A 15914-nucleotide genomic window follows, 5' to 3' on the forward strand; every position below is an offset into this window, starting at 1 on the left:
TTGCACTGCGATGAGAGTCCTGCGCTCGGAGCACCGCACACACCGGGACCAACAAAGGAGTTAACCCATGACTGATCGGTCGACATATCTTTCCGAACTATCCAATGCCGAGATCGCCTCGCTGAGCTCCGGCAACGGATTCTGGTACAGCAAGCGTGTTGGCGAGGTACCAAGTTTCAATCTGAGCGATGGCCCGCACGGCCTTCGCAAACAAGGCACGTCCGAGGACCACCTCGGCATGGCGCCCTCCGTACCTGCAACGTGCTTCCCACCCGCAGTCGCGCTCAGCCAGACCTGGGACGCGGACCTCATCGAGCGCGTCGGCACCGCCCTCGGAGAGGAAGGTCAGGCGGAAGGCGTCGGAGTGCTGCTGGGGCCGGGAATCAACATCAAGCGCGATCCGCGCTGCGGTCGCAACTTCGAGTATTTCTCGGAGGACCCCGTCTTGGCCGGAGAACTCGGCACCGCATGGGTCAAGGGCGTCCAAAGCCAGGGAGTCGGCACCTCGCTCAAGCACTTCGCTGCGAACAACCAAGAGGACGACCGCATGCGCGTCAGTTCCAACGTCGACGAACGTACGCTGCGCGAGATCTACCTACGCCCCTTCCAGAAGGTTGTCACCCAGGCTCAGCCGTGGACCGTCATGTGCTCGTACAACAAGGTCAACGGCACCTACGCATCCGAGAATCCGTGGCTCCTCACCAAGGTTCTGCGCGACGAGTGGGGCTTCGAGGGTTTCGTCGTATCCGACTGGGGTGCAGTGGCAAACAGGGTCAATGCGGTGAAGGCGGGCCTTGACCTGCAAATGCCGTATGACGGCGGAACCGCGGACCAAGAGCTCACCGCAGCACTTGATTCCGGCGAGATTGATCGGGCAACCGCACAGCAGGCGGCTGAACGTGTCGCACGGGTAGCGGACCGCGTCGCGGAAAGCCGTCGAGAGGGATTCGCCTACGACGTTGACGCCCACCACGGCATCGCCCGCGAGGCTGCGGCGCGCGCCATCGTGCTATTGAAGAACGAGGGCGACATCCTGCCGCTCACAACAGGCCAACGCATCACGGTGATCGGTGAGTTCGCAGCCACTCCACGCATTCAGGGAGCGGGATCGTCACGCGTCAACAACCAGCGTCTCGATGTCCCGCTGGAGGAACTACGCGCCCAGTTCGGCGCTGAGAACGTCAGCTACGCGCAGGGTTTCAGCGCGGAGACTGACGGGACCGACAGTGATCTTGCCACCGAGGCGATTGCATCGGCAGCCGCCGCCGATGTCGCGATCCTGTTCCTCGGTCTTGGAAACAGCCAGGAATCCGAAGGATTTGATCGTACGCACATTGAGCTCCCCGTTGATCAGATCGAATTGCTCAAGGCGGTGGCAGAAAAGCAGGAGAACGTGGTTGTCGTACTCACCCACGGCGCGGTACTTCGGTTGACGCCGGTCATCGAGAATGCAACCGCGATCCTTGACGCGGCGCTTCTCGGTCAGGGTGGCGGTCACGCTGTCGCGTCGGTGTTGTCGGGTGCCGTCAACCCGTCGGGCAAGCTGGCGGAAACCGTGCCCGTTCGCCTGGAAGATGTTCCAGCATGGGGGAACTTCCCAGGGGAACACGGCAACGTCAACTACGGCGAGGGCCAATATGTCGGCTACCGCTGGTACGAGTCGCGTGACATCGCCGTATCCTACCCATTTGGTCACGGCCTGTCCTACACGACATTCGAGTACACAGACCTGAGAGTTCAGCCAACTGCGGCTGGGGACAGCCTGACCGCAACGGTCCAGGTGCACAACACCGGTGCCCGCGACGGGCGCGAGGTGGTTCAGTTGTACACCTCCGTCACCGACTCCGCATTCGAACGACCGGTCAAGGAACTCAAGGCGTTCGCTGTCGTGGATGTGCCCGCAGGGGGAAGTGCCACTGCAGCCCTGACGGTTGCCGTCACCGATCTGGAGGTGTGGGATGTACGGCGTGACTCCTGGATCGTTGAGGGCGGAACCTACACGGTGCAGGTCGGCGCCTCCAGCGCGGACATCCGCTTGACTGGCACGGTCGAGATCAGTGGCACCGAGACCCCTCTGCCACTGCACCTGGACTCCTCCTTCGGCGAGGTCATGGCTGATCCCGTGGCGGCACGTCTCGTCATCCCAGTTCTCCAGGACAGCCCATTCGTTGCCGACGGCGACGGGGACGATGCACTGGGCGTGGACATGATGAAGATGCTTGCCTCGTTGCCGTTGTCTCGACTGGTGGCCATGGCACCCGGGTCGTTGACCACTGAGAAAGTCCAGGCGGTTATTGCTCAGGTCAACACCGAGAACGGGGTCACCGTCTAGTTGACCAGATAGTGACAGCTACAACGGGCGGCACAGTGCAACCATTGGTCGCGCGGTGCTGCCCGTTGTCGTAAGTCGTCTCAGACACTGGCGTCATCTTCGAACTCAACCGTTTGTGCCCCAACGGGGCCGTGTTCCGGTTGAGTTGGGGCACAAACGGTTGAGTTTGCGGAAGATAAGGGGGTACGGCTCTTCGCCGAACCAACGGCGCAGGACGCTAGTAGCCGATATATCGATCTGGTCGGTGGTTGAGGACAATCACCAGGTTCAAGATGACGGCACCGCACACGGAGAGGAGCACCATCCAACCCGAGATGCTCACGCAGGATATGGCAACGACAACGCAGTCAAAGATCAGTTGCGTGTAACCCGCTTTGAAGCCTGTGCGCTCTTGGATGACCAGACCCGTGATGGACACCCCACCGAGACTTGAGTTGTGTCGGAACAGCATCAGCATCCCCAGGCCCGCCAGGAGATTTCCAGTCAACGCACCAAAGACGGGGTTGATGCTCTCCAGCAGGAGCACATGTCCCATGATCTGCGTGGTCACGGCGATGCCCGCAATGCAGATCAGCGTGCGTAGCGTGAACCTCCAGCCTTTTTGCCACCAGGCTATAAAGACAAATGGAATGTTGAGCACGACGATCAGAATGGTGACGGAGACGCCCGACCAATACTCGACAGCCAGTGCGAGTCCGGCGATTCCACCCGTCACGGCACCCGTTGCTCGAAGCAGGTAGAGGGCGAAACCGACCACGAGTATCCCGCTGGCAATGCCAAACACATCTTCGATCGCGGTGTGTGCCAGTTCTCCCTGTCGCGCAGGCCGCGCGGAACGCTCCGTCGCCACGTCGGGTGGCGTCACGGAAGGGCCGACTCTCGCAAGTTTGGCAGAACTGGTCGTCATGATGATTCCTGAACTCACTCTTGGCGGTCACTGCATGAAGGCATGGGTGGCGCCCTGTGCAGTCGGGTTCGTTCACAATAAGGCACGTGGGTTCGTCAGAGGTCCCGTTGTGTTAACGGCATGTAGCCAGACACACAGGCAGCGCGCCTCAAGTCGGCTGATTCTTCGTTTCCCACTCCAAAATCCCGCCCAGATCAGCGAGTACGCCAGAGAACCGCCACAGTGGGATGTTGCTAACACGGCCACCTGGTGGCACAGTCGGTACCGCAATGTGACCTTTTCAGACTCATTGATGATCAGTTCAACTCCAATGGTTCCTTATCTACTAACTAGTAGGTAAGATGATTGATGACTGCCACCGTCGCCATTCCTCAACAGGTCCATCAACACTCACGGCGACGCTCTCACAACGAAGGAGATCCCGTGGACAAGATCCTGTTCGGTGCCGCCTACTATGACGAGTACATGCCCACCGATCGCATCGACAAAGACGTTGACATGATGAAGGCCGCCAACATCAACGTCGTGCGCATCGCTGAATCAACGTGGAGCACACTCGAACCCCAGCCTGGGACTTACAACTTCACGCACATCGATCGCGCTCTCGATGCCATGCACAAGGCCGGAATCAAGGTAATCGTAGGCACCCCCACCTACGCCGTCCCCACCTGGCTGGTCCAAAGCCACCCTGACGTTCTTGCCGAGACCGCCGCCGGTGAACCACGCTACGGTGCGCGCCAGATCATGGACATCACCAATCCCGCCTATCTGTTCCACGCGGAGCGGATCATCCGCAAGTTGATGGAACACACCGCACAGCACCCTGCGGTCATCGGTTTCCAGGTAGACAACGAGACCAAGTACTACAACACCGCATCGCGCGGGGCGCAACGCGCGTTCATCAAGTACCTACGCACGGAGTTCAACAACGACCTGGATGCACTCAACCACCACTTTGGCCTGGACTACTGGTCCAACCGCATTGATGCGTGGGAGGACTTCCCCGATGTTCGCGGAACTATCAACGGTTCCCTGGGGGCGGAGTGGGATAAGTTCCGCCGGACGCTCGTCACGGATTTCCTGCAGTGGCAGAGCAACATCGTACGCGAGTACGCGAGAGAGGATCAGTGGGTCACCCAGAACTTCGACTTCGACTGGGCTCCCGGTTGGTCCTACGGACTGCAGCCAGCAGTTGACCATTTCAAGTCGGCCAAGACAGTGGACATCGCCGGTGTCGACATCTACCACCCCACCCAGTCGCGTCTGACCGGAAAGGAGATCGCGTTCGGCGGAGACATGACCCGCTCGATCAAGGGCGGCGCCAACTACATCGTCGTTGAAACCCAAGCCCAGGGTCAGCCGGGCTGGCTCCCCTACCCCGGTCAGTTGCGCCTTCAGGCCTACAGTCACCTCGCCAGCGGCTCCAACGGTGTCATGTACTGGCACTGGCATTCGATCCACAACTCCTTTGAAACCTACTGGAAGGGCCTGCTGAGCCACGACTTGGGCGAGAACCCGACCTACCTCGAGGCGGGCGTGTTCGGGGAAGAGACAGCACGTCATAGCGCCGAACTCGTGAACCTGCGCAAGGCCAACAAGGTGGCGATCATGGTGTCCAACGAGGCCCTGACCGCGCTGAACTGGTTTGCATTGGAGACCGGATTCATCAACGGGGTGTTCGGAACATCTCGCGGATACAACGACGTGCTCCGGTGGATGTACGACGCGCTCTTCGAACTCAACGTCGAGGTCGACTTTGTGTCCCCTGACGACTGCGACCTCGGCCGGTACGATGTCCTCGTCGCACCGGTGCTCTACAGCGCACCCGATGCGACCTTCGCACGCCTACGCCAGTTCGTACACGACGGCGGTCATCTCATCACCACGTTCCGCACCGGAATCGCGGATGAGTACGTCAAGGTGTTCACTGACGATCAACCACACGGACTGACCGATGTGATTGGCGCATCGTTCAACCAGTTCACCCTTCCAGACTCGACCGGACTTGCACTCACAGAGGAGTTCTCGAGGACTCAGGGACTCGTCGACAATCTGGGCAGCCAGCAGGCTGACCTGGTCTTGGAACTGCTCACACCGACAACCGCGCACACGCTGGTGCGTTACGATCATGACGCCTGGGGCGAGTATGCGGCGGTCACCCGGAACACGGTCGGAGACGGCTCCGCACTGCACATCGGCACGATGACCTCAACCGGGCTACTGAAGGCGATCCTTGAGCGCGAGCTGCGTGCGGCGGGAATCTGGGATTGGGCCAACGACCTGAACGGGCAGGTTTCCGTTCGTCGCGGTACCAACCAGGCAGGGCGTGATGTCACCTATCTGCTCAACTACACCGGCGAGCCAGTCACCATTTCCAGCCCTGTGGCCGGAACGTCGCTGCTTGGCGACGAGTCGGTCGCGGTAGGTGATCCGCTCACCATTGGCAAGTGGGACCTGGCAGTCATCGTGGGCTGATTCGCTGGCGTCACGTCAAGACTGCGGGTGGCCCTCACCCAGGTGAGGGCCACCCGCAGTGACTATGTTCGATGACGATTCGTCAGTGCAAGCCAGCCCCACAACACCACGGCGAAACCAGTCAGGTAGAGGGGTTTGAGTAGCCACCACACGGCAGTCCCCGGCGTCGCGAACGGAACCCCAACAAGCCACAGCACACCGAGCACGATCACCATGACAGGTAGATGCCACAGGAACGCCCGCATCGATTCAGTTGCCGCGACATCAAGTACGTGCGCCACCCGCGGACGGTCAAGGCGGGAGCTCAACCACGGGTAGGCCAGCATCGCCATGGGAATCAACCACAGTCCATGCATCAGTGACGGTGCACTCGGCGGACTCATGTTGGACCGCTCACCGGACAGCCCCACCATCGATTCCGCCCACACGGGTGTCGCCACAAGCACGCAGAGCAGAGCAAACGCGCCGGCAGCCCACAGGCCGAGTTGGCGTGACTTAAGCTTTTGCAGTCGCCCATCCCGGTAGAAGAACCCGATCTGCTGCATCGTGCCGTGCACGAACACGTAGTTGAGCCAGCCGATGTATGGCGCATCCAACGCGGTACGCAATCCATCGGCGATGAACGCGAGAATCACGAGCGCCACAACCACTCGCACTCCAAACCGGCGATGCAGCCCGAGCATGAGCGGCGTGAGAGCTGCCAGCACCGCGTACACGGCAACGAACCACAGCGGCATGAGCACCACCACCGCGATGGTCAGCGTGAGTACCTGTGGCGCTCCGAGTCGCAGGGCGAGCAGCGCGACCGCAACCACGAGTAGAACAAACGGCACGACGGGAACGAACAGTCCCCTCAGGCGCTTCCCTATCCACTGGGGAGCGCTCATGCCTCGTTCGAGTGCGCGGTCCAGGGAGGTTGCATTGGAGAATCCGCCCACGAAGAAGAACAGCGGGATGAGCACGAGCACCCAGGTTGCGGGCCACAGCTGGCGGTTGATGTTGAGGACATTGTCCACGTGCATCATGCCCGCGCCGTCAATGCTCACAGCGCCCATGGTCCAGTGTCCGAGGATGACAGCACCGAGCGCGACGGAGCGCAGCAGGTCAGGGAAACGATCTCGTTTCCGCTGTTCCGGCCTTTCTGTGGCATGCACCGTGTCTGGTTCGGATGGCGTGGGGCGCGGCTGGGGTGAGTCCGGCAGGGTGTGGTCTGGCTGAGGCATCGCACCGTCCATGTTGCGTGGGTGTACTGCCTTAAACATACGCAGTCTCCGCCTGATGTGGCGGGTCAATCCATTGGCACCACAAATTTTCCTCACAGGGAAGACAAAGGTCGAGAAGGCTCAATGTAGGTATGAACACCAACACACAGTCACGCTCGTCGACCACGCCGCGGTCGAAGGAGATCGCGATGAGCGCACAACTCCCACCAGTTGCTCGCGCCCACCAGCGCACACTGTTGCGCGGAGTGGTCGTCACGTCGCTCATCGCGATTCTCCTGTGGGTGTTCAGTTCCGAGATATCCGCGGACTCCCTAGGCCAACATGTCATCAACGTTGGCATCGTGACAGGGCTGGTCGGCACCAACCTGATCTTGATGATGCTGCTACTCGCGGCCCGCATCCCCGTCATCGACAAGACGTTCGGACACGATCAGGCGCTGGCCGTTCATGCACGACTCGGTAAGCCCGCGTTCTATCTGCTCATCCTGCATGGTGTCTTCCTCACTCTGGGATATGCGATCGACTCCAATGTCTCAGTGTCCACGACCATCGGGGAACTGCTTGCGACCCCCGATGTCCTCCTGGCAGTGCTGGGACTGGCCGGGATCACGGTGGTGATCGTCTCGTCGATAATCGCGGTGCGCAAACTACTCCCCTACGAGGGCTGGCACATCATCCACATGCTGACCTACGTGAGCGTATTGGTGTCGATCCCGCACCAGTTGTCCATCGGGAACGTACTTGCCGAGGGAAACTGGCAACGGTTCTACTGGCTGGGACTCTACCTACTCGCGTTTGGCTCGATAGCCTTGTTCCGATTCCTTCTTCCGATCTCACGCAGTCTGCGCCATCGAATGGTGGTTGCCGGGGTGGAGCACATCGCACCGGACGCAGTCTCCATCTACATCAGGGGACGCAATCTGCGAGCGCTCGACTCCCAGGGTGGACAGTTCTTCATGTGGCGGTTTTGGGCACCTGGGCTGTGGTCGCATGCACACCCGTTCTCGCTCTCTGCTTTGCCGAGCGAGGACCTGCTGCGGTTGACGATCAAAACCACAGGCGATGCGTCCCGCCGCATAGCCCAACTCACCCCGGGTACGCCGGTATCGTTTGCCGGACCGTACGGGGTGTTCACCAAGAAGGCCAACACACAGCCGTTTATCGCTGTTGCGGCATCAGGAATCGGTGTCACCGCTGTTCGTTCGTTTGTCGAGTCGCTTCAGGTCCCAGCGGGAAGCGTGACCATATTGCTGCGTGGCCGCGACGAGGACTCACGGTACCTGTGGCCCGAGATCACGCAGTGGGCGTCCGCCCACGGGCACACGGTGTATGAGTCGCTGGGGCCACGCGGTTCGGGGCAGACCGGGTGGTTGTCTCTCGCTGACAGTGAGCGCGGCGTGCAGGCAGGCACGGTCTTCCCGCACCTCGCCCACTCCGACCTGTACGTGTGTGGCCCCGCGGACTGGTCGAACACCGTCGCCGTGGATGCAATCGCGGCTGGCCTGTCACCCAAGAACCTGCACCTCGACAGTTTCTCCTGGTAGTTGGCCCAGCTCAACCACGCCCACCACTCCCTCAGTTCATCATCAACGTGGAGGTAACACCCATGAACACCGAACACCACGCATGGAATCGCACGATGATCGGCTCCCTGGTCGGTTCCAGCCTGCTGGTAGTCGGCGGCGCTCTCGCGCTCGGCACATACCTGGTTGGCCAGACCGGAATCGCGAATGACTCCGATTCGGTTGTCGCCGATGCCACGTCCTCCTCAAGTTCGTCGAGCAGTTCGACATCGTCGGATTCGTCCGACAACTCCAGTTCCGACGAGTCGGCGACTTCCAGCGGAGGAACCAGTTCCAGTTCCAACGACTCGACTACCTCTAGTGACAGTTCGAGTTCCAGTGACTCGAGTAGTTCATCGGATTCCGGGGTTTCGTCGGGATCACGCAGTTCATCATCTGATGCCACCTCACGCGGCTCTTGAGAGTTGAGGACCCATGACGTTGACATACACGTGGAACCAATGGACCACTGAGTGCTCGCTATCTGTTGACTCCAACGACCCGACCGCACGTGACATGGCGGTCGCAATCGCCCACGAACTCTCATCCCAGGTCGATCTGGCATGTTCAAGGTTCCGAGACGACAGCGAACTCATGGCCCGCGCCCCCGAGTTCGCGCGCGGAGCGGAACCCTCCCCCATGCTTGAAGCACTCGTGAGCACCGCACTTGAGGCTGCTCGGCTCTCTGATGGGTTGGTCGATCCCACTCTGGGTCGCCACATGATGGCTCTCGGCTACGATTCTGCTTTCGACACCTCTGGTTCCGTTGCGCTCTCAATCCACACCGAACGGCGCGCGGATTGGCGGGACATCGTCCTGAAGGATCACGTTCTCACCATTCCTGCGGGGGTGATGTTGGATCTCGGGGCAACCGCCAAGGCCTACGCAGCAGATCTCATCGCCACAACCTGCCATGATCGGACCGGGGCAGGCGTTCTCGTATCGCTCGGCGGTGACATCGCGACGGTCGGTGAGGCACCCACCCAAGGATGGCAGATTCTGGTCCAGGGAGACTCAGACGCCCCGTCGCAGCAGGTCACCTTGGCTGGCGGCTGGTCTATCGCGACATCGAGCACGCGCAGACGCCGATGGATGCGCGATGACTCGCCTCTCCACCATATTCTTGACCCCTCAACGGGGATGCCAGCACCGGATATCTGGAACAGCGTCAGTGCGGTGGCACCAACCTGTGTGGAAGCGAACCTACTGAGCACCGCGGCGATTGTCGCGGCCGATGGTGCAGTCGAGTGGCTCATGCGACGCCCTCAACCTCGAGCGGCTCGTTTGGTTGACCAGTCGGGGAAGTCCACGATTCTAGCCGGTTGGCCGCGCGACTAGAGTTCTTCCAACACCATCGAGCATGCCAGGCGAGGCTACTCGCATTCTCGCACCTGCCGTAGGCAGAACCGCTAAAGCCAGGTTTTCGCTGTCTCGATCATCGGCGTGGTGGCTCGTCCGATGAGGCTCGATAGCGCGTAGCCCTCTACGTGGAGGACATCCTGCTCGATGTTGGTGTCCATCGTGACGAGGAAATCTATCAGGCCGTCGGGAAGCCCTCGGGATTCGAGGAGTTCCCGCTGTTCCTCGGCGCTGACGTTGTGATAGTCAACGGTCGTACCAAGTAACGCCGAGAAGGTCTGCGCCAACTCCGCGAATGTCCATGCGGTGTCGCCGCCAAGTTCATAGGTCTGGTTGAGGTGTCCCTCGGTCGTCGCAACCACGGCAGCGGCCTCGGCGTAATCCCTGCGTGCAGCCGATGAGACCTTACCGGAACCCGCACTGCCCACGATCGTGCCGGTCTCGCGGGCCTCGTTGAATGCACCCTCGTAGTTTTCGTTGTACCAACCGTTGCGCAGAATCGTGTACGGAACCCCGGACCCGATCAGGATCTCCTCGGTCGCCCGGTGCTCCGCGGCAAGCGGAAGCGGCGTGCTGTTGGCGCGCGGCGCAGAGGTATAAATGATCCGTCCCACGTGAGCCCGCTGAGCAATCTCGATGACAGCCTGATGCTGCGGGACCCGCTGGCCCACCTCGGAACTGGATACGAGGATGAGGGTGTCCGCCTCGTCGAAGACCTGGGGCGTCGGGTTGTTGAAATCGAAGACCTCCGTACGCACGCCCGACGCGGAGAGTTCCGCGAGCCGGTCGCTGTTTCTACCGGTCGCGACGATGACATCGGGTGCAACTCCGCGTGCGAGCAGCGACTCCACGATCAATGCACCGAGGTGGCCCGTGGCTCCGGTGACGATGAAGGACATGTCGATCTCCAAATCTGTTCGGCGTATCCGGCGCCGCATAGTGCAGCCGCCTACCGTTTCAACTCTGCTCGCCGAACAGAGATTTCGCATCTCGAAGCATGAGAGATGATCATCGATATCTCACATCAGCGATCTGAGTCAGTTCATGCCACATATCGCCGATACGTGCGCTTCCGTACTACTGCAGCCTTAACCCCAGACGAGTCCGCGTGCGGGTTCCTCAAGGACGGCGGCCACATCGGAAAGGGTGCGCGCGCCGAGTTCGCCATCAACAAGACGGTGGTCGAAGCTCAGCGCCAGTTGAGTGACCCAACGCTTCTTGATCTTGCCCTTGTGCACCCACGGCTGCTCCCGGATCGCACCAAATGCGAGGATAGCGGACTCACCGGGGTTCAGGATCGGGGTGCCGGAATCGATTCCGAACACACCGACGTTCGTGATGGTGATGGTGCCGTCGCTCATGTCCGCGGGGGTGGTCTTGCCCGCGCGGGCAGTGGCGGTCAGTTCGGAGATGCCCTGCGCAAGGCCCTTGAGGCCTAGTCGGTGGGCGTCTTTGATGTTCGGTACGATCAGGCCCCGCGGGGTCGCGGCGGCAATACCGAGGTTCACGTAGTGCTTGTACTCGATCTCCTGCGCCTCATCGTCCCAGCTTGCGTTGATCTCGGGGTGGCGGCGCACTGCAAGCAGCAGCGCCTTCGCGGCGATCAGAAGCGGGGTGACGCGAACGTCGGAGAACTCGCGGTCCTCACGTAGCTTATGCACCAGGCGCATCGTCTTGGTGACGTCAACCGTGTGGAACACCGTCACGTGCGGTGCGGTGAACGCGGAGCGCACCATCGCCTCGGCGGTGCGTCGGCGCACGGACTTCACGGGCACGCGGGTCTTGCGGCCATCAGCGGAGACGGTTCCCGAGGCAAGCCACGGCGCATCGTCGCCCTCGTAGGTGGCGAGCGTGCGTGGCTCGGTTGCGGCCTGCGCGGCCAGCACGTCCTCACGGGTGATGAGTCCGCCCGGCCCGGTGGGCGCTATGGCATTCAGGTCAACACCCAGTTCACGGGCAAGTTTCCGCACGGGTGGCTTGGTCCGAACCGCTTCGTTTCCTGCGGGGCGTTCAACAGTCAGCACGTCCGGCACGCGCCGTGGACGGCGCGTGGTGCTGCCGTGTGACACTCCGTAGCCAACGAGTACCGCGCCCGAGGCGCTTTCGCTTTCCGACGAGGCCCCACTTCCAGCGCTGCTCTCGCTCTGAGTTGATGGCGGCTGTGCTGCGGGAACCTCTGCAGCGTTAGGCGCCGATGACTGCTGCCCCTGCGTGCTGGGGGCGGAAGCCGTTGGGGTCGAACTTACTGGAGTCGAGGTTGCAGGGGCCGAAGCAGCGGGTGCGGAAACATCCGGCTGCGACAAAGTTGCGGGGGCTTCGACGGGAGTCTCCACAACGGGAATCGGCGTGGGGCTGGAAGCCGCCGTATCGTCGGCAATCGGGGCCGGTGCAGGCGACCCGTTAGGGTCGGTGTCGACCACCATGATCGGCGCACCCACATCAACCAGGTCGCCCTCTTGTCCGAGGATTTCGGTGACGATACCCGAGAACGGCGATGGGAGCTCAACGAGCGACTTGGCGGTCTCGACCTCGAGGACCACATCGTTGACCTTGACGGTGTCGCCGACCTTGACCTTCCACTCGACAATCTCAGCTTCGGTCAGGCCTTCGCCCGCGTCGGGCATCAAAAAACGTTCGAACGTTGGCATGTCGTTCCTAAATCCTTACAGTCAGTGCGCGAGAACGCGGTCCACCGCGTCAAGAATACGGTCCAGGTTGGGCAGATACTCGTGCTCAACCTTTGCCACAGGATACGGCGTGTGGAAACCACCCACACGAAGGATCGGGGCCTGCAAATCAAAGAAGCACTCCTCTGCAACCCGTGCCGCGATTTCTGCGCCTGGGCCCATGTAGGTCGCGGCTTCGTGGGCGACCACAAGGCGACCGGTCTTGCGGACCGACGCCGTGACGGTTGCAAAGTCAATCGGGGAAACCGCACGCAGGTCAACGACCTCGATGCTCTTGCCCTCGGACTTCGCCGCCTCGGCGGCGCGCAGGGCGGTCGCGACAGTCGGGCCATACGCCACCACGGTCACATCCGTGCCCGTGCGCGCAATGACGGCTTTGTTCAGGGTTGCCGCGCCAATCTGCGCGTCCAGGTCGACCTGGCCCTTCTCCCAGTAGCGGCCCTTCGGCTCGAAGAACAGCACCGGATCAGGGCTTGCAATGGCCTCCTGAATCATCGTGTACGCGTCCTGCGCCGACCCCGGCGTCACAACGCGCAGGCCAGGAGTGTGCGCGAACAGCGCCTCCGGGCTCTCCGAGTGGTGCTCGATAGCGCCGATACCGCCACCATACGGAACCCGGATGACAACCGGCAGGTTCACCCGACCACGCGAACGGTAGTTCATCTTCGCCAACTGTGTGGTGATCTGGTCGAATGCGGGGAAGATGAATCCGTCGAACTGGATCTCGCACACCGGCCGGTAACCGCGCATCGCAAGACCAATCGCAGTGCCCACAATGCCCGACTCGGCAAGCGGGGTGTCCACCACGCGGTCCTCGCCGAATTCCGCCTGCAGGCCCTCCGTCACGCGGAACACGCCACCCAGTGGGCCGATGTCCTCACCCATCAGCAGAACCCGATCATTCTCCTGCATCGCCTTACGCAGACCCGCGTTGATCGCCTTGGCGAAAGGCAGGGTTTTGACGTTCTCGCTGGTTGCTACACTCACTTAGTTGCCTTTCGTGACGTTGTCCAAGAACGACGCCTCATACTGTTCAAACCACGCCTTGTCCTGCGAAACCAGAGCGTTTTCCGTGGCGTACACGTGGTCAAACATGCTGGAAGGCAGTGGCGTCTCCATGCCCTTCACGTATCCGCGAATGTACTCGCCGAAGCCCTCAAGCTCAGCGTCTAAGGCAGCTTGATCGGCCTCACGCCATGCACCCTCGTTGATCAGGAGCGCCTTGACCCGGTCGATCGGGTCGCGTTCCCGCCAGAAGTTCTCCTCCTCGCGGGTGCGGTACTTGGTTGGGTCATCGGAGGTGGTGTGCGCACCCATGCGGTAGGTCTGCGCCTCGATCAGAACCGGACCCTTGCCGCTGCGCGCGTGTTCCAGAGCCCACTGCGTTGCCGCGTAACTCGCCAGCACGTCGTTACCGTCAATGCGGATACCCGGAACCCCGAAACCCTCGCCGCGAGTGTGGAGCGGAGCCTTGAACTGCTTCTCGTTCGGAACCGAGATCGCCCACTGGTTGTTCTGCACAAAGAACACGATCGGAGCGTTGTTGACCGCAGCGAAGCCTAGCGCCTCAGACACGTCGCCCTGCGAGGTCGCGCCATCGCCGAAGTACACGAGAACAGCCTCGTCGCCATTCGCACGCCCAGCCTTGGCGTCACGCTGCAGTCCCATCGCATAACCGGTTGCATGCAGCGCATGCGAACCAATCACCAGGGTGTACAGGTGGAAGTTGTGCTCAAACGAATCCCAGCCGCCCTGGTCGATGCCACGGAACAGCCGGAGAATTTTGGCCACGTCCAACCCGCGCACGTGAGCAACCCCGTGCTCACGGTAGGAGGGGAACACCATGTCGGTCTTACGCACCGCGTGCGCCGAACCGATCTGGGCCGCCTCCTGGCCAAGAAGCGGAGCATAGAGTGCCAGTTCGCCCTGTCGTTGGAGCGCGGTGGCCTCCGTGTCGAACCGGCGGATGAGGGACATATCGCGGTAGAACGTCCGCAACTCCTCAAGGGTCAGATGAGTCAGGTACCCGCGAAACGCCTCATTCTCGGGCGTGTATACGCGCGCCCCTTCCGGTGAGAGGAACTGAAGCGGTGCATGTTGGTCCGTTGCGGCTGATGCTGTGTGCGCGAGAACGTCCGTCATGCGATCTCCTTCGTTCTGGGCTCCAGTGTTCCCTGGGCGGTACCTTTACTTCGATACTGCCCGTCGTACAGAGAACCGGCAAGGTGGTGCGCGCCTGCTTGCGCAGTGCTTGACCTGCCCGCCACGGCGGAGCCTACGACACCGTAGCTTACGCCAGCGTAACTTACGGTTGCGTAGGGTTGGAAGGGTTTCGCATCTAAAACGTTCGCGCGCGTTTTTGTACAAAGGCTACAAATACTGCTCCATATGCCCGAGATGATGCTGCTGACAGGCCGCCTAATGCGCCAAGTTTGCCTAGGATATAGGTCCTACTGTTGTAGGGAACACACAGAGAGCTTGTTTTAGGAATGAATGACCATGAGTGGAAACCTACAACACCTCGGTACCAGCATGCGGATGCGTCGGCAGCGATCAGCCACCATTCTCACCACCGACCCACTGCTCAGCAATTTCAGCCGATGGGGCCACATTGGTCCGGGTGCACAGTACAAGGTTGCGCACTCGGACCAATGTGGCCCCATCGAAGCGTCTAGGTGAGCTACCCGCCTTCGCTACAAACCCAGACCTCAGCGAGCTCAGCCGTAAAAGGCAGCCTCAACGTCCGCGAGTTCGAGTGGAACAACACCAATGGGTTCAATGTCCGCGATACGCTCCTCGGAAACGCCCGAGGTGGCATCCGTGACCACGGCTGCACGGTAGTCGAGCTCCGTCGCGTCGAACAGGGTTGCGCGCGGACAGTTTGGGAAGTTGCAGCCCGCAACGACCACGGTGTCCACACCCAGCACCCTCAGAAGTGCATCAAGATTCGTGCGATGGAAGGCACTCCAGCGCGGCTTCCACACCACGAACTCCTTATCGCTGAGCCGCTGCACATCCCCCGTCATCAACTGCTCCGGTTTCAGCGTCACCTCATGAGGGAGCAGTTGCACCGGAATGTCTGCGCCGCTCGTGTGGGGCTCCACCAACCGCACGCCCGCCGCGAACTCGCTGCGGCGCACATTGTCGATATCGCCCTCGGTGTACAGGCGAATCACATGGAAAATCGGACGGCCCGCACGTCGATACAACTTTGTCAGGCGCTCAAGTTCGCCTAAACGCTCTTTGGTTCCCGCCACACCCGATGGCCGATCATCCAAGAAGTCGTTCTGCACATCGATAACCAGGAGCGCCGACGAATCGAAGTGGGGCGCAATGTGCTTATCGAGAGTGGTGAGGTCGCTCAATCCA

General features: G+C 61.2%; 12 protein-coding genes. 4 read left to right on the top strand and 8 right to left on the bottom strand.

Going from position 1 to position 15914, the window contains the following annotated elements:
- Positions 1 to 67: 67 nt before the first annotated feature.
- Complete coding sequence (locus ACFSYH_RS07340; protein WP_377466206.1) at positions 68 to 2332, top strand: glycoside hydrolase family 3 C-terminal domain-containing protein; 2265 nt, start codon at positions 68 to 70, stop codon at positions 2330 to 2332.
- A gap of 217 nt (positions 2333 to 2549) precedes the next feature.
- Here ACFSYH_RS07340 and ACFSYH_RS07345 read toward each other — a convergent pair whose 3' ends face one another.
- Positions 2550 to 3239, bottom strand: a complete 690-nt coding sequence (locus ACFSYH_RS07345) for a YitT family protein (RefSeq protein WP_377466207.1) — start codon at positions 3237 to 3239, stop codon at positions 2550 to 2552.
- Between the two features lie 423 nt (positions 3240 to 3662).
- Here ACFSYH_RS07345 and ACFSYH_RS07350 point away from each other — a divergent pair, with 423 nt between their 5' ends.
- A complete protein-coding gene (locus tag ACFSYH_RS07350; protein WP_377466209.1) occupies positions 3663 to 5714 on the top strand; it encodes a beta-galactosidase in 2052 nt (683 codons plus the stop codon).
- A 62-nt stretch (positions 5715 to 5776) separates the two neighbouring features.
- Here ACFSYH_RS07350 and ACFSYH_RS07355 read toward each other — a convergent pair whose 3' ends face one another.
- Positions 5777 to 6976 carry an acyltransferase family protein gene (locus ACFSYH_RS07355; protein ID WP_377466210.1) on the bottom strand — a complete coding sequence of 400 codons (1200 nt, stop codon included), beginning with the start codon at positions 6974 to 6976 and terminating at the stop codon, positions 5777 to 5779.
- A 149-nt stretch (positions 6977 to 7125) separates the two neighbouring features.
- Between ACFSYH_RS07355 and ACFSYH_RS07360 the strand changes: the two genes are divergently transcribed.
- Positions 7126 to 8481, top strand: coding sequence for a ferredoxin reductase family protein (locus tag ACFSYH_RS07360; RefSeq protein WP_377466211.1), 1356 nt, complete (start codon positions 7126 to 7128; stop codon positions 8479 to 8481).
- Between the two features lie 31 nt (positions 8482 to 8512).
- Here ACFSYH_RS07360 and ACFSYH_RS07365 read toward each other — a convergent pair whose 3' ends face one another.
- Entirely contained in the window at positions 8513 to 8947 is a 435-nt protein-coding gene (locus ACFSYH_RS07365) for a hypothetical protein (protein WP_377466212.1), read from the bottom strand.
- Between ACFSYH_RS07365 and ACFSYH_RS07370 the strand changes: the two genes are divergently transcribed.
- Positions 8935 to 9837 carry an FAD:protein FMN transferase gene (locus tag ACFSYH_RS07370; protein ID WP_377466213.1) on the top strand — a complete coding sequence of 301 codons (903 nt, stop codon included), beginning with the start codon at positions 8935 to 8937 and terminating at the stop codon, positions 9835 to 9837. The two genes, ACFSYH_RS07365 and ACFSYH_RS07370, sit on opposite strands and share 13 nt — an antisense overlap.
- A 71-nt stretch (positions 9838 to 9908) precedes the next feature.
- On the opposite strand, the gene ACFSYH_RS07375 is transcribed toward ACFSYH_RS07370, so the two are convergent.
- The 5 genes from ACFSYH_RS07375 to ACFSYH_RS07395 form a co-directional block, all read right to left on the bottom strand.
- The gene (locus ACFSYH_RS07375) at positions 9909 to 10757 is read right to left on the bottom strand and encodes an SDR family oxidoreductase (protein ID WP_377466214.1); all 849 of its coding nucleotides are present in this window, start codon (positions 10755 to 10757) and stop codon (positions 9909 to 9911) included.
- 189 nt (positions 10758 to 10946) lie between these two features.
- Positions 10947 to 12506, bottom strand: coding sequence for a dihydrolipoamide acetyltransferase family protein (locus tag ACFSYH_RS07380; RefSeq protein ID WP_377466215.1), 1560 nt, complete (start codon positions 12504 to 12506; stop codon positions 10947 to 10949).
- Positions 12507 to 12527: 21 nt separating this feature from the next.
- Positions 12528 to 13532, bottom strand: a complete 1005-nt coding sequence (locus ACFSYH_RS07385) for an alpha-ketoacid dehydrogenase subunit beta (RefSeq protein WP_377466216.1) — start codon at positions 13530 to 13532, stop codon at positions 12528 to 12530.
- Positions 13533 to 14687, bottom strand: a complete 1155-nt coding sequence (gene pdhA / locus ACFSYH_RS07390; protein ID WP_377466217.1) for a pyruvate dehydrogenase (acetyl-transferring) E1 component subunit alpha — start codon at positions 14685 to 14687, stop codon at positions 13533 to 13535.
- 575 nt (positions 14688 to 15262) lie between these two features.
- Positions 15263 to 15910 (bottom strand): cysteine hydrolase family protein, encoded by a 648-nt coding sequence (locus ACFSYH_RS07395; RefSeq protein ID WP_377466218.1) that lies wholly within the window; start codon positions 15908 to 15910, stop codon positions 15263 to 15265.
- Between the last annotated feature and the right edge of the window lie 4 nt (positions 15911 to 15914).

It is taken from the genome of Populibacterium corticicola, from assembly GCF_042683685.1.
In the GTDB taxonomy this organism is placed as follows: domain Bacteria; phylum Actinomycetota; class Actinomycetes; order Actinomycetales; family Cellulomonadaceae; genus Timonella; species Timonella corticicola.